Raw genomic sequence first — 19,040 nt, forward strand, 5'->3', positions numbered from 1 at the left:
GCCCGTCCGCCCCGCAACCACGCGACCCGGCTCGGGATGCCGGCGCCGACCCGGGTCCCGGGCCGCGCGGGATGCCGGCGCCGCACGTCCTGCTCGCGCCGGACAAGTTCAAGGGCTCGCTCGGCGCGGCGGAGGTGGTCCGGCATCTCGCGGCCGGACTGCGCCGGGCCCGCCCCGGCCTGTCGGTGACCGGCCTGCCCGTCGCCGACGGTGGCGAGGGCACCGTGGACGCCCTGGTCCATGGCGGCTTCGGGCGCCGGGTGGTCACCGTCGGCGGGCCCACCGGCCGGGCCGTACGCGCCTGCTATGCGCAGCGTGGCAGCACGGCCGTGGTGGAACTCGCCCAGAGTTCGGGACTGGGGCTGCTGCCCGGCCACATCCCGGCGCCGCTCACCGCGAGCAGCAGGGGCGCCGGCGAGGTCGTGCGCAAGGCGCTGGACACCGGTGCGCGCACCGTCGTGCTGGGTCTGGGTGGCAGCGCCTGCACCGACGGGGGAGCGGGGCTGCTCGGCGCGCTGGGGGCCCGGTTCACCGATGCCGACGGGCAGGCGATACCCGACGGCGGCGCGGCCCTGCGCGGCCTCGCCGACGTCGACCTGTCCGGCCTCGATCCGCGGCTGGCGGCTACCGAGTTCGTGCTCGCCACCGATGTCGACGCGCCTTTGTCGGGACCCGGCGGGGCCGCGGCGATGTACGGACCGCAGAAGGGCGCCGGGCCCAAGGACGTCGCCGTACTGGAGGCCGGACTCGCGCGATTGTTCGAGGTCCTGACGCGGACCGCGGGTCCGCGGGTCGCCCGCCTCGCGGTCCTGCCGGGTGCGGGGGCCGCCGGTGGCACCGGCTTCGGCGCGCTGGTCGGCCTGGGTGCGCGGTGCCGACCCGGCGTCGACGTCGTCCTCGACGCGGTGCGGATCGACCGGGAACTGCGCGCGGCCAACCTGGTGGTCACCGGTGAGGGCTCCTTGGACCGGCAAACCCTCCAGGGCAAGGCCCCGTTGGGCGTTGCCCGCCGCGCCGGCCTCCACGGCGTACCCGTGATCGCCGTATGCGGACGCCTGAGCCTGACCCGCGATCAGCTCGCCGCGGCCGGATTCCGGGCCGGCTACACCCTGGCCGGCCTCGAACCGGACCCGGAACGCTCCATCGCCGCCGCCGCTCCGTTGCTGCGGGCCATGGGGCGGCTGATCGCCAACGAGCACCTACCCGACGCCGCGTCGCCCGCGGTACGCGCGAGGTAGCCGCCGTTGTGCGGACCGGGATCCGCGGACGGCCCGGAGAGCGGCCGCGGATCCCGTTCGCGTTCGTCGGCGTGTGCTGTCGGGTGTGGCGCCGGCGATCGATGTGGAGCGCTTCGGATGTGCGGGGCGAGGGTGGTCTTCAGCGGGGCGGGTCGACCGGGCGGCCCAGGAGAGCGGCGAGTCGATCGAGAATCGGGGCGTCGGCCGGGGCCGGTTGCGGCGGTGCGAACGGGGTCCGGCCCGGTGCGACGTCGACGAGTCTGTCGCGGGTGAAGGCGAGCTCCCGCCGGACGACGTCGTCGGGGAAGCGGAGGTGCCGCCCGGTCGCCCGGGCGAGGTCCCATCCGTGGACGAGCTCCTCGACGGTGCGCAGGTGTACCGCGGCGATGCCCGGGACCACCCCGGCGGGGAGGTGGAAGACCCGTGCCCGCACGCCCGGCTGCGCGAACGCGGAGAGGAGGTTCTCGGCGGCGTTCCGGTAGGCGGCCGCAGGACGGTCGCCGAGTATGTCCCGAACCGTGGGGTCCAAGGCGTCGGGCGCGGCGCGCGTCTCGTCGCGTAGCACGGCGGTGAACAGGTGGCTGCCGAGGACCAGATGATTGACGAGGGCACGTACGTCCCACTCCGGGCAGGGGGTGGGTGCGTGCCACTGGCTTTCCGGGACGTCGGCGACCAGGTTGCCGACGGCTCGAAGGACCACGGCCAGATCGGTGAGATCGGTGAACTCGGTGGGATTGGCGAGCTCGGTGTCGGTGTCGCTGCGGGTGTCGGGGCTCGCTACGTTCCCGAGGTGATGGGATTCGGGCTCGTGGGTCACTGCTCTGCTCCCCGTGTACTCGGAGTTTCGTGTCGTCGGTCGTCGAGGTCGGCCACGAAGGTCCGCGCCTCCATGAGGTACGCGGTGCAGGCGTCCGTGTCGGCGGGCGTGACGCGAACCCACTGCCTCATCGGCCGCCCCCGGCGGGGTTCGCAGGCTCGGCCCACGCCCGTGGCGATGAGTTCGGACACGCGTGTGGCAGCCAACTTGACGGTGAGGCCGTCGCCGGCGACGAACGCGTAGAACCTGCCGGCGGTCTTCAATCCCGGCGAGTGCAACATGCGGCCGCGCTCGTCGTCGGGATGTCCTTCGAGCACCAGCCGACTCGCCCGCTCGAATACGTCCATGTCCATGGCCGGTCGCCGTCCTTTCGTGCGTGTTGTGGTCCTTCTCTTGTCGAGACACCACCGGCGCCGTAAACGGAACGGTCTCGGTCGGAGGAATCCGGGCGGGGTGGCTGCCGTGGGAGGATGACGCGGTGAGTCGGGACGACACGTTGGACCGCGCGCGGTCCGGGGACGAGCAGGCGTTTCGCGAGCTCACCGAGCCGTATCGGCACGAGCTTCTGGTGCATTGCTACCGGATCCTGGGGTCGCTCACCGATGCCGAGGACATGCTCCAGGAGACCCTGATCGCGGCGTGGCGCGGCCTGGACGGTTTCGCCGGCCGGGCATCGCTGCGGACGTGGCTCTATCGCATCGCCACCAACCGCTGCCTCAACGCGGTCCGTGATGCCGGCCGGCGCCGGCCGCCCGAGCCGACGCCGCCGTTCGTTCCACCCGAGCCCACCCGCCGCAGCGCCGTCACCTGGTTGCAGCCCTGTCCGGACACGCTCCTGGAGCACATCAGCGACGGGGCACCGGGACCCGAGGCCCGCTACGACTCCAGGGAAGCGGTCGAGCTGGCCTTCGTCGCAGGGCTGCAGCACCTTCCGCCACGCCAAGCCGCCACCCTCGTCCTGCGTGACGTGCTGGGGTATCCCGCCGACGAGGTCGCGGACATGCTGGGGACGAGTACGACTGCCATCAAGGGCGTCTTGCAGCGTGCTCGTGCGCAGCTGCGCCGGCACCGCATCGACCGCGAGCGAATGGCACTTCCGGACTCGCCGGGAGAGCGCGAACTGTCCCGGCGCTTCGCCGACGCGTTCACGGCCGGCGACATCGACGGCCTCGTGAGGTTGTTGACCGACGACGCGTGGCTGGCCATGCCGCCGGCGCCACACGAGTACCACGGCCCGGCGGCGATCGCGGCCTTCCTCGGCACGTTCCACGCCTGGCGCGGACGCCGTCGCCTGCGGGTGATTCCCACCCGCGCCAACACCCAGCCGGCCCTGGGCTGCCGGCTCACCGAGCCCGACGAGTCGACCGCGCGTGCGGCCGGGCTGATCGTTCTCACCGTGGGCGACGACCGCATCCACGCCGTCACGTGGTTCCTCGGTGACTACCTGCCGCACCGGTTCCAACTCCCGGAAACGATGGGCTGATCCGCCCGCACCACCGCGGCGTGTTGTTCGGGGGGCGGCGCTCGGATGGCCGAGGGCGTCGCGAACGGTGCGATGTCACCCGTTCGGCCGCGCCGCGGATCGCCGTCGCACGGTCCGCCGCACCCTAGCCTGGCGTTGTCGCGGCCGAGTCGTGAAGGAGAAGGCGGATGCCCGTGCCCACGCGATGGGTCACCGCCGCCCGGGCCGAGCACCGGGTGCCCGGTCCGGACGCGCTCGCACGGGCGGGGCAACGGGTCGTCTACTCCTACCCCGGCCGCACCCCGCCCGAGAACCTGCTCGGCGACATCCGCGCAGGCCGGGCCGCCGGTGTCATCTTCTTCCGCGACAACTACGCCGATCCGCGGCAGTTCGCCGCCACCGTGCGTCTGTTGCACGATGCGCGACTGGCCGGCGGTGTCACCGAGCCGTTGTTGTTGATGACCGACCAAGAAGGCGGTCCGGTACGCAGGCTGCCCGGCGCGCCGGAACTCTCGGCCCGGCAGGTCGGACGGACCGATGAACCGACCGGCAGCGCCGCGGCGGCTGGTACGGCGGCCGGCCGGAACCTGGCCGGGTTCGGGCTGAACGTCAACCTCGCCCCGGTCCTGGACGTCCACGACACCCCGGACGACTCGATCGACCACCACGAACGCTCCTACGGCAGCGACCCGGCCCGAGTCGGCGCCCTGGGCGGCGCGTTCATCCGCGCCCAGCAGCGCGAGGGGATCGCCGCGACGGCCAAACACTTCCCCGGACTGGGCGCCGCCCCCACCCGGGACAACACCGACCGGCGCCCGGTGACCCTGCCGCTGGACGCGGTCACGTTGCGGGACGTGCACGTGGCGCCCTACCGGGAGGCGGTCGACGCGGGCGTGCGGCTGGTCATGCTTTCGTGGGCCGTCTACCCGGCCCTCGACGCGCATCTTCCCGCCGGCCTCTCGCCCGCCGTGGTGGCCGGCGAACTGCGCGGGCGTCTGGGCTACCGCGGCGTCACCATCACCGATGCCCTCGAAGCCGGCGCGCTGCGCGATCACGGCAGCACCGGCGAGCGCGCGGTCGCCGCCGCGGCCGCGGGCGCGGACGTCATCCTGTGCTCCGGCAGGGACGTGGCCCAGGGCGAAGAAGCGACCGCCGCCCTCGCCGACGCTCTCGCCTCGGGCCGGCTCGACCCCGCCGCCTTCAGCGCCGCCACAGGCCGCATCCGCACCCTGCGGGCCGACCTGCGCCGACTCTGACCCCGAGGCATCGCCGAAACCGCGCGCACCGCCGGCAGGCGTTACGTGACGCACCGGGATCGCGCCGGGGGCACCGGCCGTAGCCGGCTCGCCGGATGCGTGGAAGTCGCGACGACGCGCGGGCGGAGCGCGCGGGATCGTCTGCGGCGGGGAGAGCGCTGTGGGGCCGGAAGGGCGTGCGGCGGTCCCGCACGCCGGGGTGGTGGTGCGGGACCGTCGGTGACGGGTTCGGCTCGGGCGGGTCAGTCGCAGCAGCCGCCGGAGTTCGCGGGCCGCAGCTCGGTCAGGACCTGCGCGCTCGCGGGGGCGGGGACGCCGGTGTCGGTGGACGGCAGGCAGCAGGCGGAGCCTGCGTCCTTGGCCATCCGGTCGGCGTCGCCCTTGACGACGTATACCTCCCACGGTTCGGCGCCGGGGCCGTGGACCCAGACCTTGTCCTGGACGGCGTAGCAACAGGACGTGTCGTTCTCTTCGAGCGTGACCAGGCCTGCGTCGGCGAGTCGGGTGGTGGCGGCGGTGACCTGGTCGGCGGTCTCGACCTCGACGCCGAGGTGGTCCATCACCGTCGGCTCGCCCTCGGTGCCCTGGATGAGGACGAGCTTCAGGGGCGGTTCCGCGATGGCGAAGTTGGCGTAGCCGTCGCGGAGCTTGGCGGGTTCGGCGCCGAACAGCTTGCTGTAGAAGGCGATCGAGGCCTCCAAGTCGGCGACACGCAGGGCGAGTTGTACACGGGACATGGCGGAAACCTCCGGGAGGTGAATGGGAAGCCGATGAGTGCGGGCGGGGCGGACCGGAACGGACCGGAACGCGTGGTGGGCGCCGGTGGGCCGGGTCCGGTGGCTGTTCACGAGGTCCACCCCGAGGTCCCCGGTCGACTCCTTGTATTGATGGATATCGATATCGGCAACCTTGCCACCGGTATAGACACCTGTCAATATCGACGTATGTCGAATTCCAAGACGCTTCCGCTCCTGGAGGCGGATCGCGCCGAGGCGGTGCCGTGCTGCGCGCCGCTGTCGCGCGAACCGCTGGGGGTCGAGGACTCCGAGCGGATCGCGGTCATGTTCAAGGCGCTCGGGGACCCGGTGCGGCTGCGGTTGTTCTCGTTGATCGCCTCGCACGAGGGCGGTGAGGCGTGCGTGTGCGACATTCAGGACGTGGGGGTGTCGCAGCCGACGGTGTCGCACCACCTGAAGAAGCTGCGCGACGCCGGGCTGGTCACGTCGGAGCGGCGCGGAACGTGGGTGTACTACAAGGTCGCGCCGCCTGTGGTCGCCGCGCTCGCGGGCGTGCTGGACCTCTCCTCGTGAGCGGCGGGCTCCCGGTCGCGTCCACATCGACGACGGCGGCGGACGTAGGGTCGACGCCGAGCGTGACGCCGCCCCGGATACCGCTCGCTCGGCGGGCGGCATCCGAACTCGTCGGTACCGCCGCGCTGGTCGCGGTCGTGGTCGGGTCCGGCATTCAGGCCGGCGAACTGACCGGCGACGTCGGTGTACAACTGCTCGCGAACTCGCTCGCGACCGTGTTCGGGCTCGGCGTGCTGATCCTGCTGTTCGGGCCGGTATCCGGAGCGCACTTCAATCCGGTGGTCACGCTCGCCGAGTGGTGGACCGCCCGCCGCGGCGGGCCCGGCGTGACCGGCCGCGAGGTCGCCGCGTACGTCCCGGCCCAGGTCGCGGGCGCGATCGGGGGCGCCGTCCTGGCGGACGCGATGTTCGACCGTGCGCTGGTCGAGTGGTCGGGCCACGATCGCTCGGCCGGGCATCTCCTGCTCGGCGAAGTCGTCGCGACCGCCGGACTCGTACTGCTGGTCTTCGGCCTCGCCCGGACCGACCGGCTGCGCTTCGCGCCGATCGCGGTCGCCTCCTACATCGGCGCGGCCTACTGGTTCACCTCGTCCACCTCCTTCGCGAACCCGGCGGTCACCGTCGGCCGCGCGTTCTCCGACACCTTCGCCGGAATCGAACCCGCCTCCGTGCCCGGCTTCGTCGCCGCCCAGCTCGTCGGCGGGGTCGTCGGTCTGGCGCTGGTCGCCGTCGTGTTCGGACGCCCCGGCACGGTCCGGGCCGATACCCGACCGCCGGCCGAACCCGCCGCGCCGGTGGCCGCGGCCCGAACCGTCCCGCCCGCAGTCGCGGTGCACCCGCCGTCGTCCCTGGAAGGGAACCCGATCGCCATGCCCGACAAGCCCTCCGTGCTGTTCGTCTGCGTCCACAACGCGGGCCGCTCGCAGATGGCCGCCGGATTCCTGCGCCACCTCGCCGGTGACCGGGTCGAGGTCCGTTCCGCCGGATCCGTTCCCGGCGACCGGGTCAACCCCGTCGCCGTCGAGGCGATGAAGGAGGTCGGCGTCGACATCGCCGACCAGAACCCCAAGGTGCTCACGCCCGAGGCCGTGCAGGCGTCGGACGTCGTGATCACCATGGGGTGCGGCGATGCCTGTCCGATCTTCCCCGGGAAGCGCTACCTCGACTGGCGGCTGCCCGACCCCGCGGGCCGGGGCATCGACGCCGTGCGCCCCATCCGCGACGAGATCGAGCAGCACATCCGCGCCCTGATCGGCGAGCTCCTGCCCGGTGACACCGCCATCGGCGCGACCTCCACGCGCGAGGCCGGGCCCGACCTGCCCGCCGCGGTCATTCGTGCGGCACGACCGTGACCACCTGAATCACCGTGCCGTGCCGTGCCAGGGCGAGGCGAGCAGCGCGGTGGCGGAAGTGGGTCAGTCCAGGTCGTATGCGGTGTCGTGGTGTGGTTGATAGAGCCCGAGCGTGCCCGCGCCGGGCACGGCCAGGGTGGTGACCGAGCCCCAGCCCTGTTCGGTGATGCTCGTGGTGAATTCGACGCCCTTGGCCTTCAGGTCCGTGACCGTGGCGGCGAGGTCGTCGCACATCAGGAACAGTTCGGCGACGCCGGCGGAGTCCGGGCCGGCCGGGTGTACGGCCAGTTCGCTCGGTGGGGACTTGAAGATGAGCCAGCCGCCGCCGGCGTCGACGTGCGTGAACCCAAGCACATCGCGGAAGAACGCGCGTGCCGCCTCGGCGTCGGTCGCGTGGATGATCGTGTGTGCACCTGTGATCATCTGCGCAAATTATCAGCCCGTCGAGCCGCGTCGGTGGTACACGCCGCCCGAAATGTTGCGTTTTACGGACGCTTGGCCGGGGGTGGCACCGCCGGGGCGAAGTTGGCGAACGGCTCGGCGGCCGTGATCAGGGCTGCCAGGGCCGGGGACGTGGCGGCGTCGGGATGGGCGGCCAGGGCCTCCCGGGCACACGTGATCGCGGCGCGCAGGTCCTCGTGGCGCGAGGTGGGCATCGGGTTCCCTCCGGGACCGAAACGATGATCTTCCGGAGTCGTTTCCGGCCTCGAACAGCGATGATATCCGAGGCCGGCACGGCGAACCGGACGGCACACCGCAGCCGTTCGGGGCATCGAACCGGATTGCGCAATGCGGGCAGCCCGATGGGTTCTCCCGGGCCGTGGAGCGCACCGGCCGCACGGCTTCCGGTGACTGCGTATCCGTGATCCGTCGTCCGTCGTCCGGTGGGAGCGGCGTGCGGACATGCGCTGTCGAACATCACTTGCACGACTGATACGCCACTTGTATACATGTTGTTCATGAGTGGCGTACGAGCTGCGAGCCCGCAACGCGGCTCCGCGCAAGACCTGACCTACCGCTGGCTGAAGCGGCACATCGCGCAGATGCCCCGGCACGACGGCACGTTCCTGACCGAGTCGGAGGTCGCGCAGGCGGCGGGGACCTCGCGTACCCCCGTCCGGGAGGCCCTGCTTCGGCTCGAGGCGGAGGGTTTCGTCCGGATCGTGCCGAAGAAGGGCGCCTACGTGCCGCCGATCTCGGACGCCGAGGTCCGCGCCGTGATGCAGGCCCGGGAGATGGTCGAGGACTGGACCATCCGGCGGGTCGCCGCTCGGGGGTCGGAGTTCGCCGTCGAGTTGGAGCGCCTGGTGGCGGAGCAGGCGGGCCTGCTCGCCGATCCGGTCGCCTTCATCGACTGCGACCGGGTGTTCCATCGCACGATCGTGCGGGCGGCCGGCAACCCCGTACTGGCCGAGTTCTACGAATCGTTGCGGGATCGGCAGATCCGGATGGGGTTGCGCGCGGTGGCCCGTACCGAGAGCCGGGCCCGGGCCGTGCTCGACGAGCACGGAACGATCGTCGCCGCGGTGCGCGACGGGGACGCGGAGCGGGCGGGGCAGGCGGTCGCGGCCCACCTGACGAGCACGCTGGCTGCCCTGAGCGTGCCGGACATGGCGGACTGGACGGGGCTCGCCGCCCGGGAGGAGGACTCATGAGAATCGCTCTGTTTCAGATCGCAAGCCCGCCGGAGGAGTCCCCGCGACAGCGGCGGGAGCGGGTCGACGGGATGGTCACCCGGGCGCGGGGAGCGGACCTGGTCGTGCTGCCGGAGTTGTGGGCGGCCGGATACTTCGCCTTCGACGCCTACACCGAGCGGGCCGAGACCCTGGCCGGTCCCACCGTGACGGCGGCCCGCGGCTGGGCCCGGCGGCTCGGCGCCCACGTGCACCTCGGCAGCATCGTCGAGCGCGACGACCGGGGACGTCTGTTCAACACCGCCGTGTTGATCGACCCGGACGGCGAGATCGCCCACACGTACCGCAAGGTGCACGTCTTCGGCTATGCCTCCCGTGAGGCCGAACTCCTCACCCCGGGCGACACGTTGGAGGTCGCCGACACCGGGCTCGGCCCGATCGGCGCGACCACCTGCTACGACCTGCGTTTCCCCGAACTGTGGCGGGGGTTGGTCGATCGCGGCGCGAAGTCGGTGATCGTACCGGCCGCCTGGCCGGCCGCCCGACGCGAGCACTGGCGGCTCTTCACCACCTGCCGCGCCGTGGAGGAGCAGGTACTCGTCATCGCGTGCAACGCGGTCGGCACGCAGGACGGCGGCGTCGAACTCGGGGGCCACAGCCGGGTCGTCGACCCCTGGGGCACGGTGCTCGCGGAGGCCGGCACCGCGGAGGGCGTGACCTTCTGCGACGTCGACCCCGCGGTGGTCGACACCGTACGGGCGGAGTTCCCGGTGCTCGCCGATCGCCGTTGGCCGCTGTGACGGTCGTGGGCTCCGGGGCGAGGTACCGACGACCGGAGCGCGGACGGCCGAGGGGGCCGGCTGATTCCGCTCGACGCGCAGGAGTTCGTCCGAGACGGGTGGGGCCGCGTTCGGATCAGGTCCAGCCGATCTCGGTGTAGAGGCGGCCCGCCCGGATGGCTTCGATCGCGGCACGTGCGTAGGGCACGGTCGGGTCGGGCAGGTCGTGGGGGTGCCACCACCCCCAGCCGACGCACTTGTCCGGTTCGAGGACGGTCGGCGTACCCTTCCACCGGCGCGCCCGGAAGATCAGTTGCATCCGTGGGCGAGTCCCCGGCGGATCCACGAGGTGGACGGCGTGTGCGAACTCGACGTCGTCGGAGTCGATCACCAGCCCGGCCTCCTCCCGGGCCTCGCGCACCAGGCACGCGACGGCGGATTCCTGCTCGCAGTGACCGGCCAGGAAGTGATGGGTCGAGGGCGCGTAGAGGGAATCGGGATGCCGCAGCCCGAGCAGGATCCGCCCCTGGGAGTCCTGCGCGTACAGGTGGGCGCCGACGATGTTCAACACGCCCTGCGTACCCGTCCGCGAGTGCGGGACCCGTACCGCGGCCCCCGCGACGTCTTCCGGGCCGCTCATCGCACAACCCCCACGGTTCGGCGAATGCCGCTGCGGATGCGCGGTGTTGCGACCGCGCGATCGGGGCGGAGCCGATCCACGGGAGCCGGTCGGGGAGAAGCGAGGACTGGATTGCATGTCATCACGCAGAGTGTAGAGATCCCCACCGACAGAGACGGTGGCGTCCGACCCGGTGCTCCGTCCGGCACGCGCAACCGGCCTTTCCGTCCTGCACCCGGAGCCTCGAACCGTGGCCACCCGAAGCCGTTCGCCGCCGGCGCGGAGTGTTTCGGTGCGCCTGCCCGGGCGGGGCGGGTCGTATGGTGTGGATGGCGGTGGAGCGGGGTATTTCCGTCCGGTTTCCGGCAGGAGGATTACATGCGTGCCACGCGCATCACGGCCAATCTTCGAGTGGCCGACATCGAGGCGACCAAAGGTTTCTACGTCGACTATCTCGGGCTGCGTACCGAGGAGTTCAACCTGGGGTGGGTGGCCCGCTACACCTCGCCCGACACCGCGGCGAACGTGCAACTCGTCACGCGGGACGCGACCGCGCCCGAGGACTCGATCGTTTCCGTCCTCACGGACGACGTCGAGGGCGCGTATGCGGAAGCCCGGCGTCTGGGCTACGAGATCGTGCACCCGTTGACGACGGAGCCATGGGGCCACCGCCGATTCCTCGTCCGGGCACCGGACGGCAACGTGATCAACATCGGGCAACACTCGCACTGAGCGGGACACGCCGCACGCGACCACTTCGTCACCCGTCCGGCGCCGTGACCCTTGCCGCTCTCGTGGGACGGAGCGTGCAGATGGGCGTGAGGGGTAGCGGTGTGGGATGAGTATCGACAAGATCAGCGCCGATGCGCGCGGTCTCCGGGAGCGGGATCTCGAGGTCGGGGCGTCGGCGGAGACGATCGCTCGGCTCCACCGGGGGGACGTGCGGGATTGGTTCGTCGACTTCGCCCGCCGGTACCCGACCGGCCTCGACGCGCCCGGGGGAGGGGCGACCCGAAAGCGGTGGGAGACGCTCACCGCCACGGCCGAACGGGACCTCGCCCTCGGGCGACTGGCGGAGGGTCATGCCGACGCTCTCGCGATCATCGCCGAGGTCGGCGACGGCGTCGCGGTCGCGGTCCCGGGGGCACGCTGGGGGGTGTGGGCGGCCGAGCCGCCCGGCAGCAAGCTCACCGCCGAACGGCTCGACCGGGGCCGGTGGCGGGTGCACGGGACCCGACGCTGGTGTTCGGGCGCCCTGATCTGCACGCACGCGCTCGTGACCGCCGACGCCCCGGACGGGCCGCGCCTGTTCACCATCGACGTCGGCCCCCCCGGATATCGCGTACTGCCCGACTCGTGGCCGGCGATCGGCATGGCCGCGAGCGAGACCCTGGATGTCGAACTGGACGCGGTCGCGGCCGAACCCGTGGGCGAGGTGGGCGCCTACCTCGACCGTCCGGGCTTTCATCACGGCGGAGTCGGTGTGGCGGCGTGCTGGCTCGGCGGCGCCCGCGCGGTGAGCCGACCACTCGTCGAGGCGGCGGGCAGGGGTCGGCTCGATGAGCACGGGCTGGCCCACCTCGGCGGCGTCGACCTCGCCCTGACCGTCGGCCGGACGCTCCTGGCGCAGGCCGCCGCGGACATCGACGCCGATCCCCTGGACCGGTCGGGCGCCGCGCAGGTCCGGGCGCTGCGGGTCCGCGCCGTCGTCGAGCGCACCTGTGCGGAGGTCCTGGAGCGGGTCGGGCGGGCACTGGGCGCCGGGCCACTGGGTCACGACGCCCGACACGCCCGCGCGGTCGCCGACCTGACGGTGTACATCCGCCAACACCACGCCGAACGCGACCTGGCACGTCTGGGAGCCCTGCGGGCCGCCGCGGTGTCGACCGAGGCGGATGGCCGGCGCCCGGAGGCGACCTCGTGACCGGCGAGCGCGCGCCCGCCGATCCCATCCAGGCCCCCGGTACGCCCGAGCCGGTGTGGCGTGCCTGGCGCGCATTGACCGACCTGCCCCGCGTGGACCCCTCGGAGGTGGCCGGTCCGGCCCGCGCCGGTGGCCTCGTGGTCGTCGCCGCGCACCCCGACGACGAGATCCTGGGCGCCGCCGGCCTGATCGCCGCCCACCTCGACACGGGCTCGCGCGTACGCGTGGTGCTGCTCACCGACGGCGAGAGGTCCCACCCGGGCGGGCCGATCCCGCCCCCGCTCCTGCGCGCACGCCGAATCCGGGAGACGGAACGGGCCCTGGGCCTGCTCGGACCGGCGGGGACCTCGACCGCCGAGATCGTGCGCATGCGGCTGCCGGACACCGGGGTCGCCGAGCACGAGGCGAAGGCCGCGGACACCCTCGTCGCGCTCGTGGCCGGCTTCGGGACCTGCGCCGCCCCGTGGTCGGGAGACGTCCACGGCGATCACGAGGCGGCGGGGCGGGCCGCGGCGCTCGCGTGCGCGTCGGCCGGCGTGGCCCATGTCCAGTACCCGGTGTGGATGTGGCACTGGGCCCGACCCGACGATCCGCGCGTCCCGTGGGATCGCGCGGTCCGGGTGGACCTGACCCCGGAACTGCGACGGCGCAAACGCGATGCCGTCGCGTGCTTCGAGACGCAGCTGCGCTCGCACGCCCCGGGCCGTGACGATCGGGTGATCCTGCCGCCCGAGGAGATCGAGCACTTCGTCCGCCCCTACGAGGTGGTGTTCCGATGAGCGCGGCGTTGCCGAGGAAGGCGTTCGACGCGATGTACGCCGCCGCTGCGGACCCATGGAGCCTCGCGGACCGCGCCTACGACCGGCGCAAGTACGCGCTCACGGTGGCGTCGCTGCCGAGAACGCGATACCGCGACGCGTTCGAACCGGCGTGCTCGGTCGGTGTCCTCACCCGGCTGCTCGCCGAACGTTGTGATCGGCTGCTGGCCTGCGATCTCTCCGAGGTCGCCGTCACGCAGGCGCGCACGCGCACGGCCGACCTTCCGCACGTCCGGGTGGAATGCCGAGTCCTGCCCCGGGAATGGCCGGACCGGCCCGACGGATTCGACCTGATCGTGTTGTCCGAGTTCCTGTACTACTTCGAACCTTCGGAACGGGACCTGGTCCTGGCCCGGGCCCGCGCGTCCCTGGCCCCGGGCGGATCCGTGGTCGCGGTGCACTGGCGCCCGCCCGCGCCCGGACACGTGGACTCGGCCGAGCACGTGCATGCCGCCGTGCGGGCGCTGCCCGACCTGGTCCGCGTGGTCGAACATCGTGAGCCCGACTTCCTCCTCGACGTGCTGATCGACACCCGGGACCTGACCGGTACGGTCTCCGCCGCGCAGGTGTCCCCGGCCGCGCTCGAGGGACTGCGTTGAGGGCCCACGGTGGTTGCCCGCCTCGGATGCGGCGCGTGCTCGTGGTGGTGCCCGCCCGTGACGAGGAGGACGAACTCCCGGGCTGCCTGCGGGCGCTCGCTCGAGCCAACGCCCGCGCCGCGGCCTCGGGCGTACCCGTCACCACAGTGGTCACCGCAGACCGTTGCCGTGACCGTACGGCGGACGTCGCCCGCGCGTTCGGGGCGCACGTGGTGGAAACCGACGCCGGGGCGGCCGGGGTCGCGCGCGCCGCGGGATTCGCGGCGATGTTGGGCGACAGGTGCGACGTACGGGACATGTGGCTGGCGACCACCGACGCCGACAGCCGGGTGCCCGCCCGGTGGTTGACCCGACAGATCGCCTGGGCCGGCGACGGTTGGGACGCCGTCGCCGGCACCGTTCGCGTTCGCGACTGGTCCGGGCACCCACCGGGCGTGCGGGAGGCGTTCGAGGCCCGATACGACCGCCGGTCCGACACGAAGCGGCACGTGCACGGGGCGAACCTGGGGTTCTCCGGCGCCGCGTACCTGGAAGTCGGCGGATTCGCGGCGATGGCGGTGGGCGAGGACGGCGCGCTGGTCGAAGCCCTGAAGGTGGCGGGCCGTCGGGTACTGCATACCGACGCCTTGCGCGTCCTCACCTCGGCGCGCACCGACCCGCGCGCGCCGCGCGGTTTCGGCCACGACCTGCTCGATCTCGACGGCGCCCGCCCGGTGCGCCGGTGACCGTTCCGGCGGGCCGGCTCGTCGCGGATCCGGGATTCGGAGGCGCACCGCACCCGAGGAGCCCCGGTTACTCGGGAGCGATGCCGATCAGGATCCGAGGAGGTCCGGCAGGTCGTCGGCGTGTTCTTCCTCTTCCTCCAGGATCGACTCGATCAGGCGCCGCGTGGTGGGGTCCCGATCCCCGAGCCGGCCGGCGATCTCCTGGTAGGAGGCGATGACGATACGTCCGGCGAGCAGGTTCTGTTCGAGCATCGCCCTCAGGTCGGTGTCGGACGCGGTCGAGCGGGGCCGTTCGGGTGGTTCGGGGGTGGCGGAGGCGTTCGGACCCGTCGGCGGGTGCGCGGGGCGGTCAGGATGGCGGGGCCGGTTCCCGGATTTCCCCGGCGGGAGGTCCACTCGCTGTGTCGGTCCCGCCTTCGCGGCGTGGTGCCGCGGACTGTGTCGGTCGCCGTCGCGGGAGCCGTGCGTTCGGTTCCGCCTCTGCCCCCGTCCCCGTGACCGGACCGGTGCGGGAACCCGACAAAGGAGGAGGAGAGCATGACCGTGAACCGTGCCCACGTGATCGTCGGAGCGGGTCTGGGCGGGGCGAAGGCCGCGCAGACTCTGCGGGAACAGGGCTTCGACGGCCCGCTGGTGCTGATCGGCGACGAGCGGGAACGCCCGTACGAGCGCCCGCCCCTGTCCAAGGGCTACCTGCTCGGGAAGGAGGAGCGCGAGAAGGCGTACGTCCATCCGGAGCGGTGGTACGCCGACCACGGGGTCGACCTGCGCCTGGACACGACGGCGACCGCGCTCGATCCCGCCGCGCACCGGCTGACCCTCGGCGACGGCAGCCGGCTCGACTACGCCGCGCTGCTCCTGGCCACCGGTGCCTCGCCGCGCCGGCTGCGGGTTCCCGGCGCGGACCTGGACGGGGTGTCGTACCTGCGCAGGTTGGCGGACAGCGACCGGCTCAAGGCCGTGTTCCGGCCCGGGGCCGGGATCGTCGTCATCGGTGCCGGCTGGATCGGCCTGGAGGCGGCCGCGGCCGCGCGCGCCGCGGGCGCCGACGTGACGGTGCTCGAAAGCGCGGAACTGCCGCTGCTGCGGGCCCTCGGCCCGGAGGCGGCTCGGGTCTTCGCCGAGCTGCACCGCGATCACGGAGTGGACCTTCGCCTCGGCGTCGAGGTCGCCGAGATCAGCGGCGACGCCGGCGCGGTGGACGGTGTCCTGCTCACGGACGGCACCCGGATCGCGGCGGACGCGGTCGTCGTCGGGATCGGTGTCACCCCCAACACCGGCCTGGCCGAAGCAGCGGGGCTCGCGGTCGACAACGGCATCGTCACCGACGAGCACCTGCGTACGTCCGCCCCCGACGTCTACGCCGCGGGCGACGTCGCCAACGCCCACCATCCGCTGCTGGGGCGGCACATCCGCGTCGAACACTGGGCCAACGCGCTGAACCAGCCGCAGACCGCGGCCCGGGCGATGCTCGGCCAGGACGCGGTCTACGACCGGCTGCCGTACTTCTTCACCGACCAGTACGACCTGGGCATGGAGTACACCGGCTACGTCGAACCCGACGGCTACGACCGGGTCGTCTTCCGCGGCGACGTTGCCGCCCGCGAGTTCGTCGCCTTCTGGCTGTCCGGTGTCCGGGTCCTGGCCGGCATGAACGTCAACGTCTGGGACGTGGTCGAACCCGTCGGGGCCCTCATCCGCTCCGGTGCGGCCGTCGACCCGGCCCGCCTGACCGACCCCCAGGTCCCGCTGGAGTCCCTGCTCCCGAACTGACCGCCGGGCAGCCCAATTCATGGCCTACCTTCCCGACCGCCCGCCGAGCTACCGCACCGACAGCGCCGAACTCGACCGTGCCCTGGACGCCGTGCTCACGCCGGAACGACTGGACCGGCTGCGCGGGCTGGTCATCGACGTGCGGGTCAACGACGGCGGCATGGACAACCTCGGGCTGCGCCTGGCCGCCCGCCTGAGCGACCGCCCGTATCTCGCCTACGCGAAACAGGCCCGCAACGACCCGCGCGACCCGAGCCGGTTCACCCGCCTCCAGCCGATCGAGGTGCGTCCCGATCCCCGAACCACCCGCTACACCGGCCCGATCGCCATCCTGACCGGCGGCTCCACGGTCAGCGCGGCGAGACCTTCGTCCAGGCGATGATGGGCCGACCCGGCTCGACCATCCGCATCGGTGAGTCCACTCAGGGCGTCTTCTCCGACGTCATGCAGCGCCGACTGCCCAACGACTGGCAGACGGGTGTGCCCAACGAGGTGTTCCGCACCCGGGACGGCCATACCTTCGACGGCGCCGGCATACCGCCGAACGTGCGCGAGCCGGTGTTCACCGAGGACGAGTTCGCCAACCACCGGGATTCGGCCTTCGATCGCGCGGTGCGGATGTTGCCCGCCGAGGCTTCCTGAGACCCGGTTCGAACCGCATTCCGCCGGGGGTTGGGCCGGCGGAGGGAGAGGCCTTGGCCGGCTGTCCGTATCACGGTGCCGAAGGTGATTCCTCCGTGCCGGCGGCGCGCCGTGCCGGGTCGGTCGGGAAGCCCGCCGGGTCGAGGCGGGCCTGTTGGGCGAGGAGGTCGGCGAAGGCGACGGTCAGCGGGTCGGGTCGGGTGCGGGTGTAGGCGGTGAGGGCGCGGCGGACCGGGGGGTCGGGGCGAAGCGCGAGGCCGTCGAAGTGGGGCGGGATGATGTTGGCCGGGACCAGCGCCGGCCCGAGTCCGGCCGCGGCGAGCAGCGGTACGGCGGAGGTCTGTTCGGCACGGATCGCGACGTGCGGGTGGAAGCCCGCCCGGGCGCAGACCTGGTCGAGCAGGTCGGCGAGACCGTTGTCCGGCGCGTAGTGCACCCAGGCGCGGTCCGCGAGCTCGCCGAGCGCGACTCGGCTGCCGGCGTTGTCCGCCAGTGGGTCGTCGACGGGCACGACGACGGCGAACTCCTCGACGCCGAGTTCGCGGATGGGGCCCGGCCAGTCGGCCGGTGCGGGGCCGATGGCGAGGTCGGCGCGACCGGCGCTCATGGCGGCCTGGAGCTTGTCGGCGTGCGGGTACTCGCGCAGCCGGATCCGTACGCCGGGGTGCCGCCGGCGCCAGGCACGAAGGACGGGCGGCAGGATGCCGAGGCTGACCGAGTAGACGGCGGCGACCTCCAACTCGCCCTCCTCCAGGCCGGCCGTGCGCCGGGCCACCGTGGTCAGGCGTTCGGCCTCGGCCAGTGCGGCGCGCGCGTGCGGCAGTACCGCCCGGCCCATCGGGGTGAGCCGTACCGAGCGCGGCAGGCGTTCGAGCAGCGGCCCGCCGACCGTGCTCTCCAGGGCCCGGATCTGGTGGGAGAGCGCGGGCTGGGTGACGTGCAGTTGCTCCGCCGCGCGGGTGAAGGAGCCGGTGTCGACCACGGTCACCAGGTATTCGAGCTGCCGCAGTGTCGGTATTGCCATGAGCAGATTTTATCGCCGGGATAGAAGACATGCCTTGGACTCATCGCGGGAGGTCGCGAGAGGGTCGTCGATGTGGCCGCCACGGGGAGCAGTGGGCGGCCGATCACCCGATCACCGATCACCGATCACCGATCACCGATCACCCGATCACGCGAAGGAGTCCTCTCATGTCCGATGCCAAGTCCGCCGTGAAGTCCGATGCCAAGCCCGACGTCGGGTCCGGCACCGTGTCGCACGGCACGGTCCTCCAGGGACAGCGGCTCGTTGTGGTGGGTGCGGGGTCGCGTACCGGACAGGCCCTCGCCCGGGCCGCTTCGGCCGCCGGCGCCGCTGTCGTCCTGGCGGGCCCGGATCCGCGCAAGTTGGAGTGGACGGCCGGTGAGCTCTCGGGGCCGTCCGAGGTGCTCGCGCTCGACCTCGTCGACGAGCGCTCGATCGCCGACTTCGCCGCCCGCGTCGGCCGGTTCGACCACCTGGTCTCCACCGCGGCGATCCCGGCCAACGGTCCGTTGAAGGATCTCGAAGCGGTGGATGTGCAGCGGGCGTTCGCGGCCAAGGTGATCGGTCCGCTGCTGCTGGCCAAGCACCTGGTCGGGCAGGTGTCCCAGAACGGCTCGTTCACCTTCTTCTCCGGTGTGGCCGCCTGGCGGCCGACGCCCGCGCGCACGGTGATGGCCACCACCAACGGCGCACTGGCCTTCCTTGTCCAGGCGTTGGCGGTGGAGATCGCCCCGATCCGGGTCAACGCGATCTCGCCCGGCATCGTCGACACCGGTTCCTGGGACGGTCTGGGCGCCGACAAGGAGGCGTTCCTGCGCGGCGTCGCCGAGCGCAACCCGGCCCGCCGGGTGGGCTGCCCGCAGGATCTGCTCAAGGCCGTGTTCTACGCCATCGACAACGCGTACGTCACCGGCACCGTGCTGCACGTGGACGGCGGCGGCCGGCTCGCTTGATCCCGGCCCGCCGACGTCATGCCTTCGACGATTCCGACTCGGCCGCGATCGGTGCCGGTGCCGGTGCCGGTGCCGCGGGGCCGGGCACGGCGGGGCGGCCGGGCCGAGGGCGGTG

At 72.7% G+C, this 19,040-nt stretch carries 21 protein-coding genes and 2 pseudogenes; 15 read left to right on the top strand and 8 right to left on the bottom strand.

Going from position 1 to position 19,040, the window contains the following annotated elements:
• The first annotated feature begins 71 nt into the window (after nucleotides 1-71).
• Nucleotides 72-1,238, top strand: a complete 1,167-nt coding sequence (locus OG948_RS52540) for a glycerate kinase (protein WP_331773589.1) — start codon at nucleotides 72-74, stop codon at nucleotides 1,236-1,238.
• Between the two features lie 139 nt (nucleotides 1,239-1,377).
• Here OG948_RS52540 and OG948_RS52545 read toward each other — a convergent pair whose 3' ends face one another.
• Nucleotides 1,378-2,055 carry a TIGR03086 family metal-binding protein gene (locus OG948_RS52545; protein ID WP_331772175.1) on the bottom strand — a complete coding sequence of 226 codons (678 nt, stop codon included), beginning with the start codon at nucleotides 2,053-2,055 and terminating at the stop codon, nucleotides 1,378-1,380.
• Nucleotides 2,052-2,408: a hypothetical protein gene (locus tag OG948_RS52550; protein ID WP_331772176.1), complete on the bottom strand. Its 357-nt coding sequence runs from the start codon at nucleotides 2,406-2,408 to the stop codon at nucleotides 2,052-2,054. The genes OG948_RS52545 and OG948_RS52550 overlap by 4 nt, the downstream gene beginning before the upstream one ends.
• A gap of 125 nt (nucleotides 2,409-2,533) precedes the next feature.
• Here OG948_RS52550 and OG948_RS52555 point away from each other — a divergent pair, with 125 nt between their 5' ends.
• A complete protein-coding gene (locus OG948_RS52555) occupies nucleotides 2,534-3,538 on the top strand; it encodes an RNA polymerase subunit sigma-70 (RefSeq protein ID WP_331772177.1) in 1,005 nt (334 codons plus the stop codon).
• 167 nt (nucleotides 3,539-3,705) lie between these two features.
• Nucleotides 3,706-4,773 (top strand): glycoside hydrolase family 3 N-terminal domain-containing protein, encoded by a 1,068-nt coding sequence (locus OG948_RS52560; RefSeq protein ID WP_331772178.1) that lies wholly within the window; start codon nucleotides 3,706-3,708, stop codon nucleotides 4,771-4,773.
• 242 nt (nucleotides 4,774-5,015) lie between these two features.
• On the opposite strand, the gene OG948_RS52565 is transcribed toward OG948_RS52560, so the two are convergent.
• The gene (locus OG948_RS52565) at nucleotides 5,016-5,510 is read right to left on the bottom strand and encodes an ArsI/CadI family heavy metal resistance metalloenzyme (RefSeq protein ID WP_331772179.1); all 495 of its coding nucleotides are present in this window, start codon (nucleotides 5,508-5,510) and stop codon (nucleotides 5,016-5,018) included.
• Nucleotides 5,511-5,717: 207 nt separating this feature from the next.
• Here OG948_RS52565 and OG948_RS52570 point away from each other — a divergent pair, with 207 nt between their 5' ends.
• Entirely contained in the window at nucleotides 5,718-6,083 is a 366-nt protein-coding gene (locus tag OG948_RS52570; protein ID WP_331772180.1) for a metalloregulator ArsR/SmtB family transcription factor, read from the top strand.
• Nucleotides 6,084-6,145: 62 nt separating this feature from the next.
• Nucleotides 6,146-7,435: an aquaporin gene (locus OG948_RS52575; RefSeq protein ID WP_331772181.1), complete on the top strand. Its 1,290-nt coding sequence runs from the start codon at nucleotides 6,146-6,148 to the stop codon at nucleotides 7,433-7,435.
• Nucleotides 7,436-7,498: 63 nt separating this feature from the next.
• Here OG948_RS52575 and OG948_RS52580 read toward each other — a convergent pair whose 3' ends face one another.
• Together OG948_RS52580 and OG948_RS52585 are read right to left on the bottom strand one after the other, a co-directional pair.
• The gene (locus OG948_RS52580; RefSeq protein WP_331772182.1) at nucleotides 7,499-7,858 is read right to left on the bottom strand and encodes a VOC family protein; all 360 of its coding nucleotides are present in this window, start codon (nucleotides 7,856-7,858) and stop codon (nucleotides 7,499-7,501) included.
• A gap of 62 nt (nucleotides 7,859-7,920) precedes the next feature.
• On the bottom strand, nucleotides 7,921-8,091 hold the full coding sequence (locus tag OG948_RS52585) for a hypothetical protein (RefSeq protein ID WP_331772183.1): 171 nt from the start codon (nucleotides 8,089-8,091) through the stop codon (nucleotides 7,921-7,923).
• Nucleotides 8,092-8,394: 303 nt separating this feature from the next.
• Here OG948_RS52585 and OG948_RS52590 point away from each other — a divergent pair, with 303 nt between their 5' ends.
• A complete protein-coding gene (locus tag OG948_RS52590) occupies nucleotides 8,395-9,090 on the top strand; it encodes a GntR family transcriptional regulator (protein ID WP_331772184.1) in 696 nt (231 codons plus the stop codon).
• Nucleotides 9,087-9,869, top strand: a complete 783-nt coding sequence (locus tag OG948_RS52595) for a carbon-nitrogen family hydrolase (protein WP_331772185.1) — start codon at nucleotides 9,087-9,089, stop codon at nucleotides 9,867-9,869. Before OG948_RS52590 ends, OG948_RS52595 begins: the two co-directional genes overlap by 4 nt.
• Nucleotides 9,870-9,984: 115 nt before the next feature.
• Here OG948_RS52595 and OG948_RS52600 read toward each other — a convergent pair whose 3' ends face one another.
• Nucleotides 9,985-10,488, bottom strand: coding sequence for an NUDIX domain-containing protein (locus OG948_RS52600; RefSeq protein WP_331772186.1), 504 nt, complete (start codon nucleotides 10,486-10,488; stop codon nucleotides 9,985-9,987).
• Nucleotides 10,489-10,845: 357 nt separating this feature from the next.
• On the opposite strand from OG948_RS52600, the gene OG948_RS52605 reads away from it, so the two are divergent.
• The 5 genes from OG948_RS52605 (at nucleotide 10,846) to OG948_RS52625 (ending at nucleotide 14,533) form a co-directional block, all read left to right on the top strand.
• A complete protein-coding gene (locus tag OG948_RS52605) occupies nucleotides 10,846-11,199 on the top strand; it encodes a VOC family protein (protein WP_331772187.1) in 354 nt (117 codons plus the stop codon).
• Between the two features lie 106 nt (nucleotides 11,200-11,305).
• The gene (locus tag OG948_RS52610) at nucleotides 11,306-12,391 is read left to right on the top strand and encodes an acyl-CoA dehydrogenase (protein WP_331772188.1); all 1,086 of its coding nucleotides are present in this window, start codon (nucleotides 11,306-11,308) and stop codon (nucleotides 12,389-12,391) included.
• Nucleotides 12,388-13,170 carry a PIG-L family deacetylase gene (locus OG948_RS52615; RefSeq protein ID WP_331772189.1) on the top strand — a complete coding sequence of 261 codons (783 nt, stop codon included), beginning with the start codon at nucleotides 12,388-12,390 and terminating at the stop codon, nucleotides 13,168-13,170. Before OG948_RS52610 ends, OG948_RS52615 begins: the two co-directional genes overlap by 4 nt.
• Nucleotides 13,167-13,808 (top strand): class I SAM-dependent methyltransferase, encoded by a 642-nt coding sequence (locus OG948_RS52620; protein WP_331772190.1) that lies wholly within the window; start codon nucleotides 13,167-13,169, stop codon nucleotides 13,806-13,808. Before OG948_RS52615 ends, OG948_RS52620 begins: the two co-directional genes overlap by 4 nt.
• A gap of 26 nt (nucleotides 13,809-13,834) precedes the next feature.
• Nucleotides 13,835-14,533: a glycosyltransferase family 2 protein gene (locus tag OG948_RS52625; protein WP_331772191.1), complete on the top strand. Its 699-nt coding sequence runs from the start codon at nucleotides 13,835-13,837 to the stop codon at nucleotides 14,531-14,533.
• 87 nt (nucleotides 14,534-14,620) lie between these two features.
• Here the strand turns inward: OG948_RS52625 and OG948_RS52630 are convergent.
• Nucleotides 14,621-14,812, bottom strand: a pseudogene (locus tag OG948_RS52630) (ferritin-like domain-containing protein); the annotation flags it as partial.
• Between the two features lie 258 nt (nucleotides 14,813-15,070).
• Here OG948_RS52630 and OG948_RS52635 point away from each other — a divergent pair.
• Both OG948_RS52635 and OG948_RS52640 read left to right on the top strand, forming a co-directional pair.
• Nucleotides 15,071-16,306 (top strand): FAD-dependent oxidoreductase, encoded by a 1,236-nt coding sequence (locus tag OG948_RS52635; protein WP_331772192.1) that lies wholly within the window; start codon nucleotides 15,071-15,073, stop codon nucleotides 16,304-16,306.
• Between the two features lie 4 nt (nucleotides 16,307-16,310).
• Nucleotides 16,311-16,948, top strand: a pseudogene (locus OG948_RS52640) (S41 family peptidase); the annotation flags it as partial.
• Between the two features lie 70 nt (nucleotides 16,949-17,018).
• Here the strand turns inward: OG948_RS52640 and OG948_RS52645 are convergent.
• Nucleotides 17,019-17,966 (bottom strand): LysR family transcriptional regulator, encoded by a 948-nt coding sequence (locus OG948_RS52645; RefSeq protein ID WP_331773590.1) that lies wholly within the window; start codon nucleotides 17,964-17,966, stop codon nucleotides 17,019-17,021.
• 173 nt (nucleotides 17,967-18,139) lie between these two features.
• On the opposite strand from OG948_RS52645, the gene OG948_RS52650 reads away from it, so the two are divergent.
• Nucleotides 18,140-18,925, top strand: a complete 786-nt coding sequence (locus OG948_RS52650; protein WP_331772193.1) for an SDR family oxidoreductase — start codon at nucleotides 18,140-18,142, stop codon at nucleotides 18,923-18,925.
• Nucleotides 18,926-19,040: the final 115 nt, after the last annotated feature.

The sequence above is a fragment of the Embleya sp. NBC_00888 genome (assembly GCF_045207655.1).
Classification (GTDB): domain Bacteria; phylum Actinomycetota; class Actinomycetes; order Streptomycetales; family Streptomycetaceae; genus Embleya.

Coding starts and splice junctions, on each gene's coding strand:
- OG948_RS52610 (WP_331772188.1), top strand. CDS start 11,306: ATGAGTATCGACAAGATCAGCGCCGATGCGCGCGGTCTCCGGGAGCGG.
- OG948_RS52565 (WP_331772179.1), bottom strand. CDS start 5,510: ATGTCCCGTGTACAACTCGCCCTGCGTGTCGCCGACTTGGAGGCCTCG.
- OG948_RS52600 (WP_331772186.1), bottom strand. CDS start 10,488: ATGAGCGGCCCGGAAGACGTCGCGGGGGCCGCGGTACGGGTCCCGCAC.
- OG948_RS52635 (WP_331772192.1), top strand. CDS start 15,071: ATGACCGTGAACCGTGCCCACGTGATCGTCGGAGCGGGTCTGGGCGGG.
- OG948_RS52560 (WP_331772178.1), top strand. CDS start 3,706: ATGCCCGTGCCCACGCGATGGGTCACCGCCGCCCGGGCCGAGCACCGG.
- OG948_RS52650 (WP_331772193.1), top strand. CDS start 18,140: ATGTCCGATGCCAAGTCCGCCGTGAAGTCCGATGCCAAGCCCGACGTC.
- OG948_RS52550 (WP_331772176.1), bottom strand. CDS start 2,408: ATGGACATGGACGTATTCGAGCGGGCGAGTCGGCTGGTGCTCGAAGGA.
- OG948_RS52605 (WP_331772187.1), top strand. CDS start 10,846: ATGCGTGCCACGCGCATCACGGCCAATCTTCGAGTGGCCGACATCGAG.
- OG948_RS52595 (WP_331772185.1), top strand. CDS start 9,087: ATGAGAATCGCTCTGTTTCAGATCGCAAGCCCGCCGGAGGAGTCCCCG.
- OG948_RS52585 (WP_331772183.1), bottom strand. CDS start 8,091: ATGCCCACCTCGCGCCACGAGGACCTGCGCGCCGCGATCACGTGTGCC.
- OG948_RS52625 (WP_331772191.1), top strand. CDS start 13,835: ATGCGGCGCGTGCTCGTGGTGGTGCCCGCCCGTGACGAGGAGGACGAA.
- OG948_RS52580 (WP_331772182.1), bottom strand. CDS start 7,858: ATGATCACAGGTGCACACACGATCATCCACGCGACCGACGCCGAGGCG.
- OG948_RS52620 (WP_331772190.1), top strand. CDS start 13,167: ATGAGCGCGGCGTTGCCGAGGAAGGCGTTCGACGCGATGTACGCCGCC.
- OG948_RS52590 (WP_331772184.1), top strand. CDS start 8,395: ATGAGTGGCGTACGAGCTGCGAGCCCGCAACGCGGCTCCGCGCAAGAC.
- OG948_RS52570 (WP_331772180.1), top strand. CDS start 5,718: ATGTCGAATTCCAAGACGCTTCCGCTCCTGGAGGCGGATCGCGCCGAG.
- OG948_RS52540 (WP_331773589.1), top strand. CDS start 72: ATGCCGGCGCCGCACGTCCTGCTCGCGCCGGACAAGTTCAAGGGCTCG.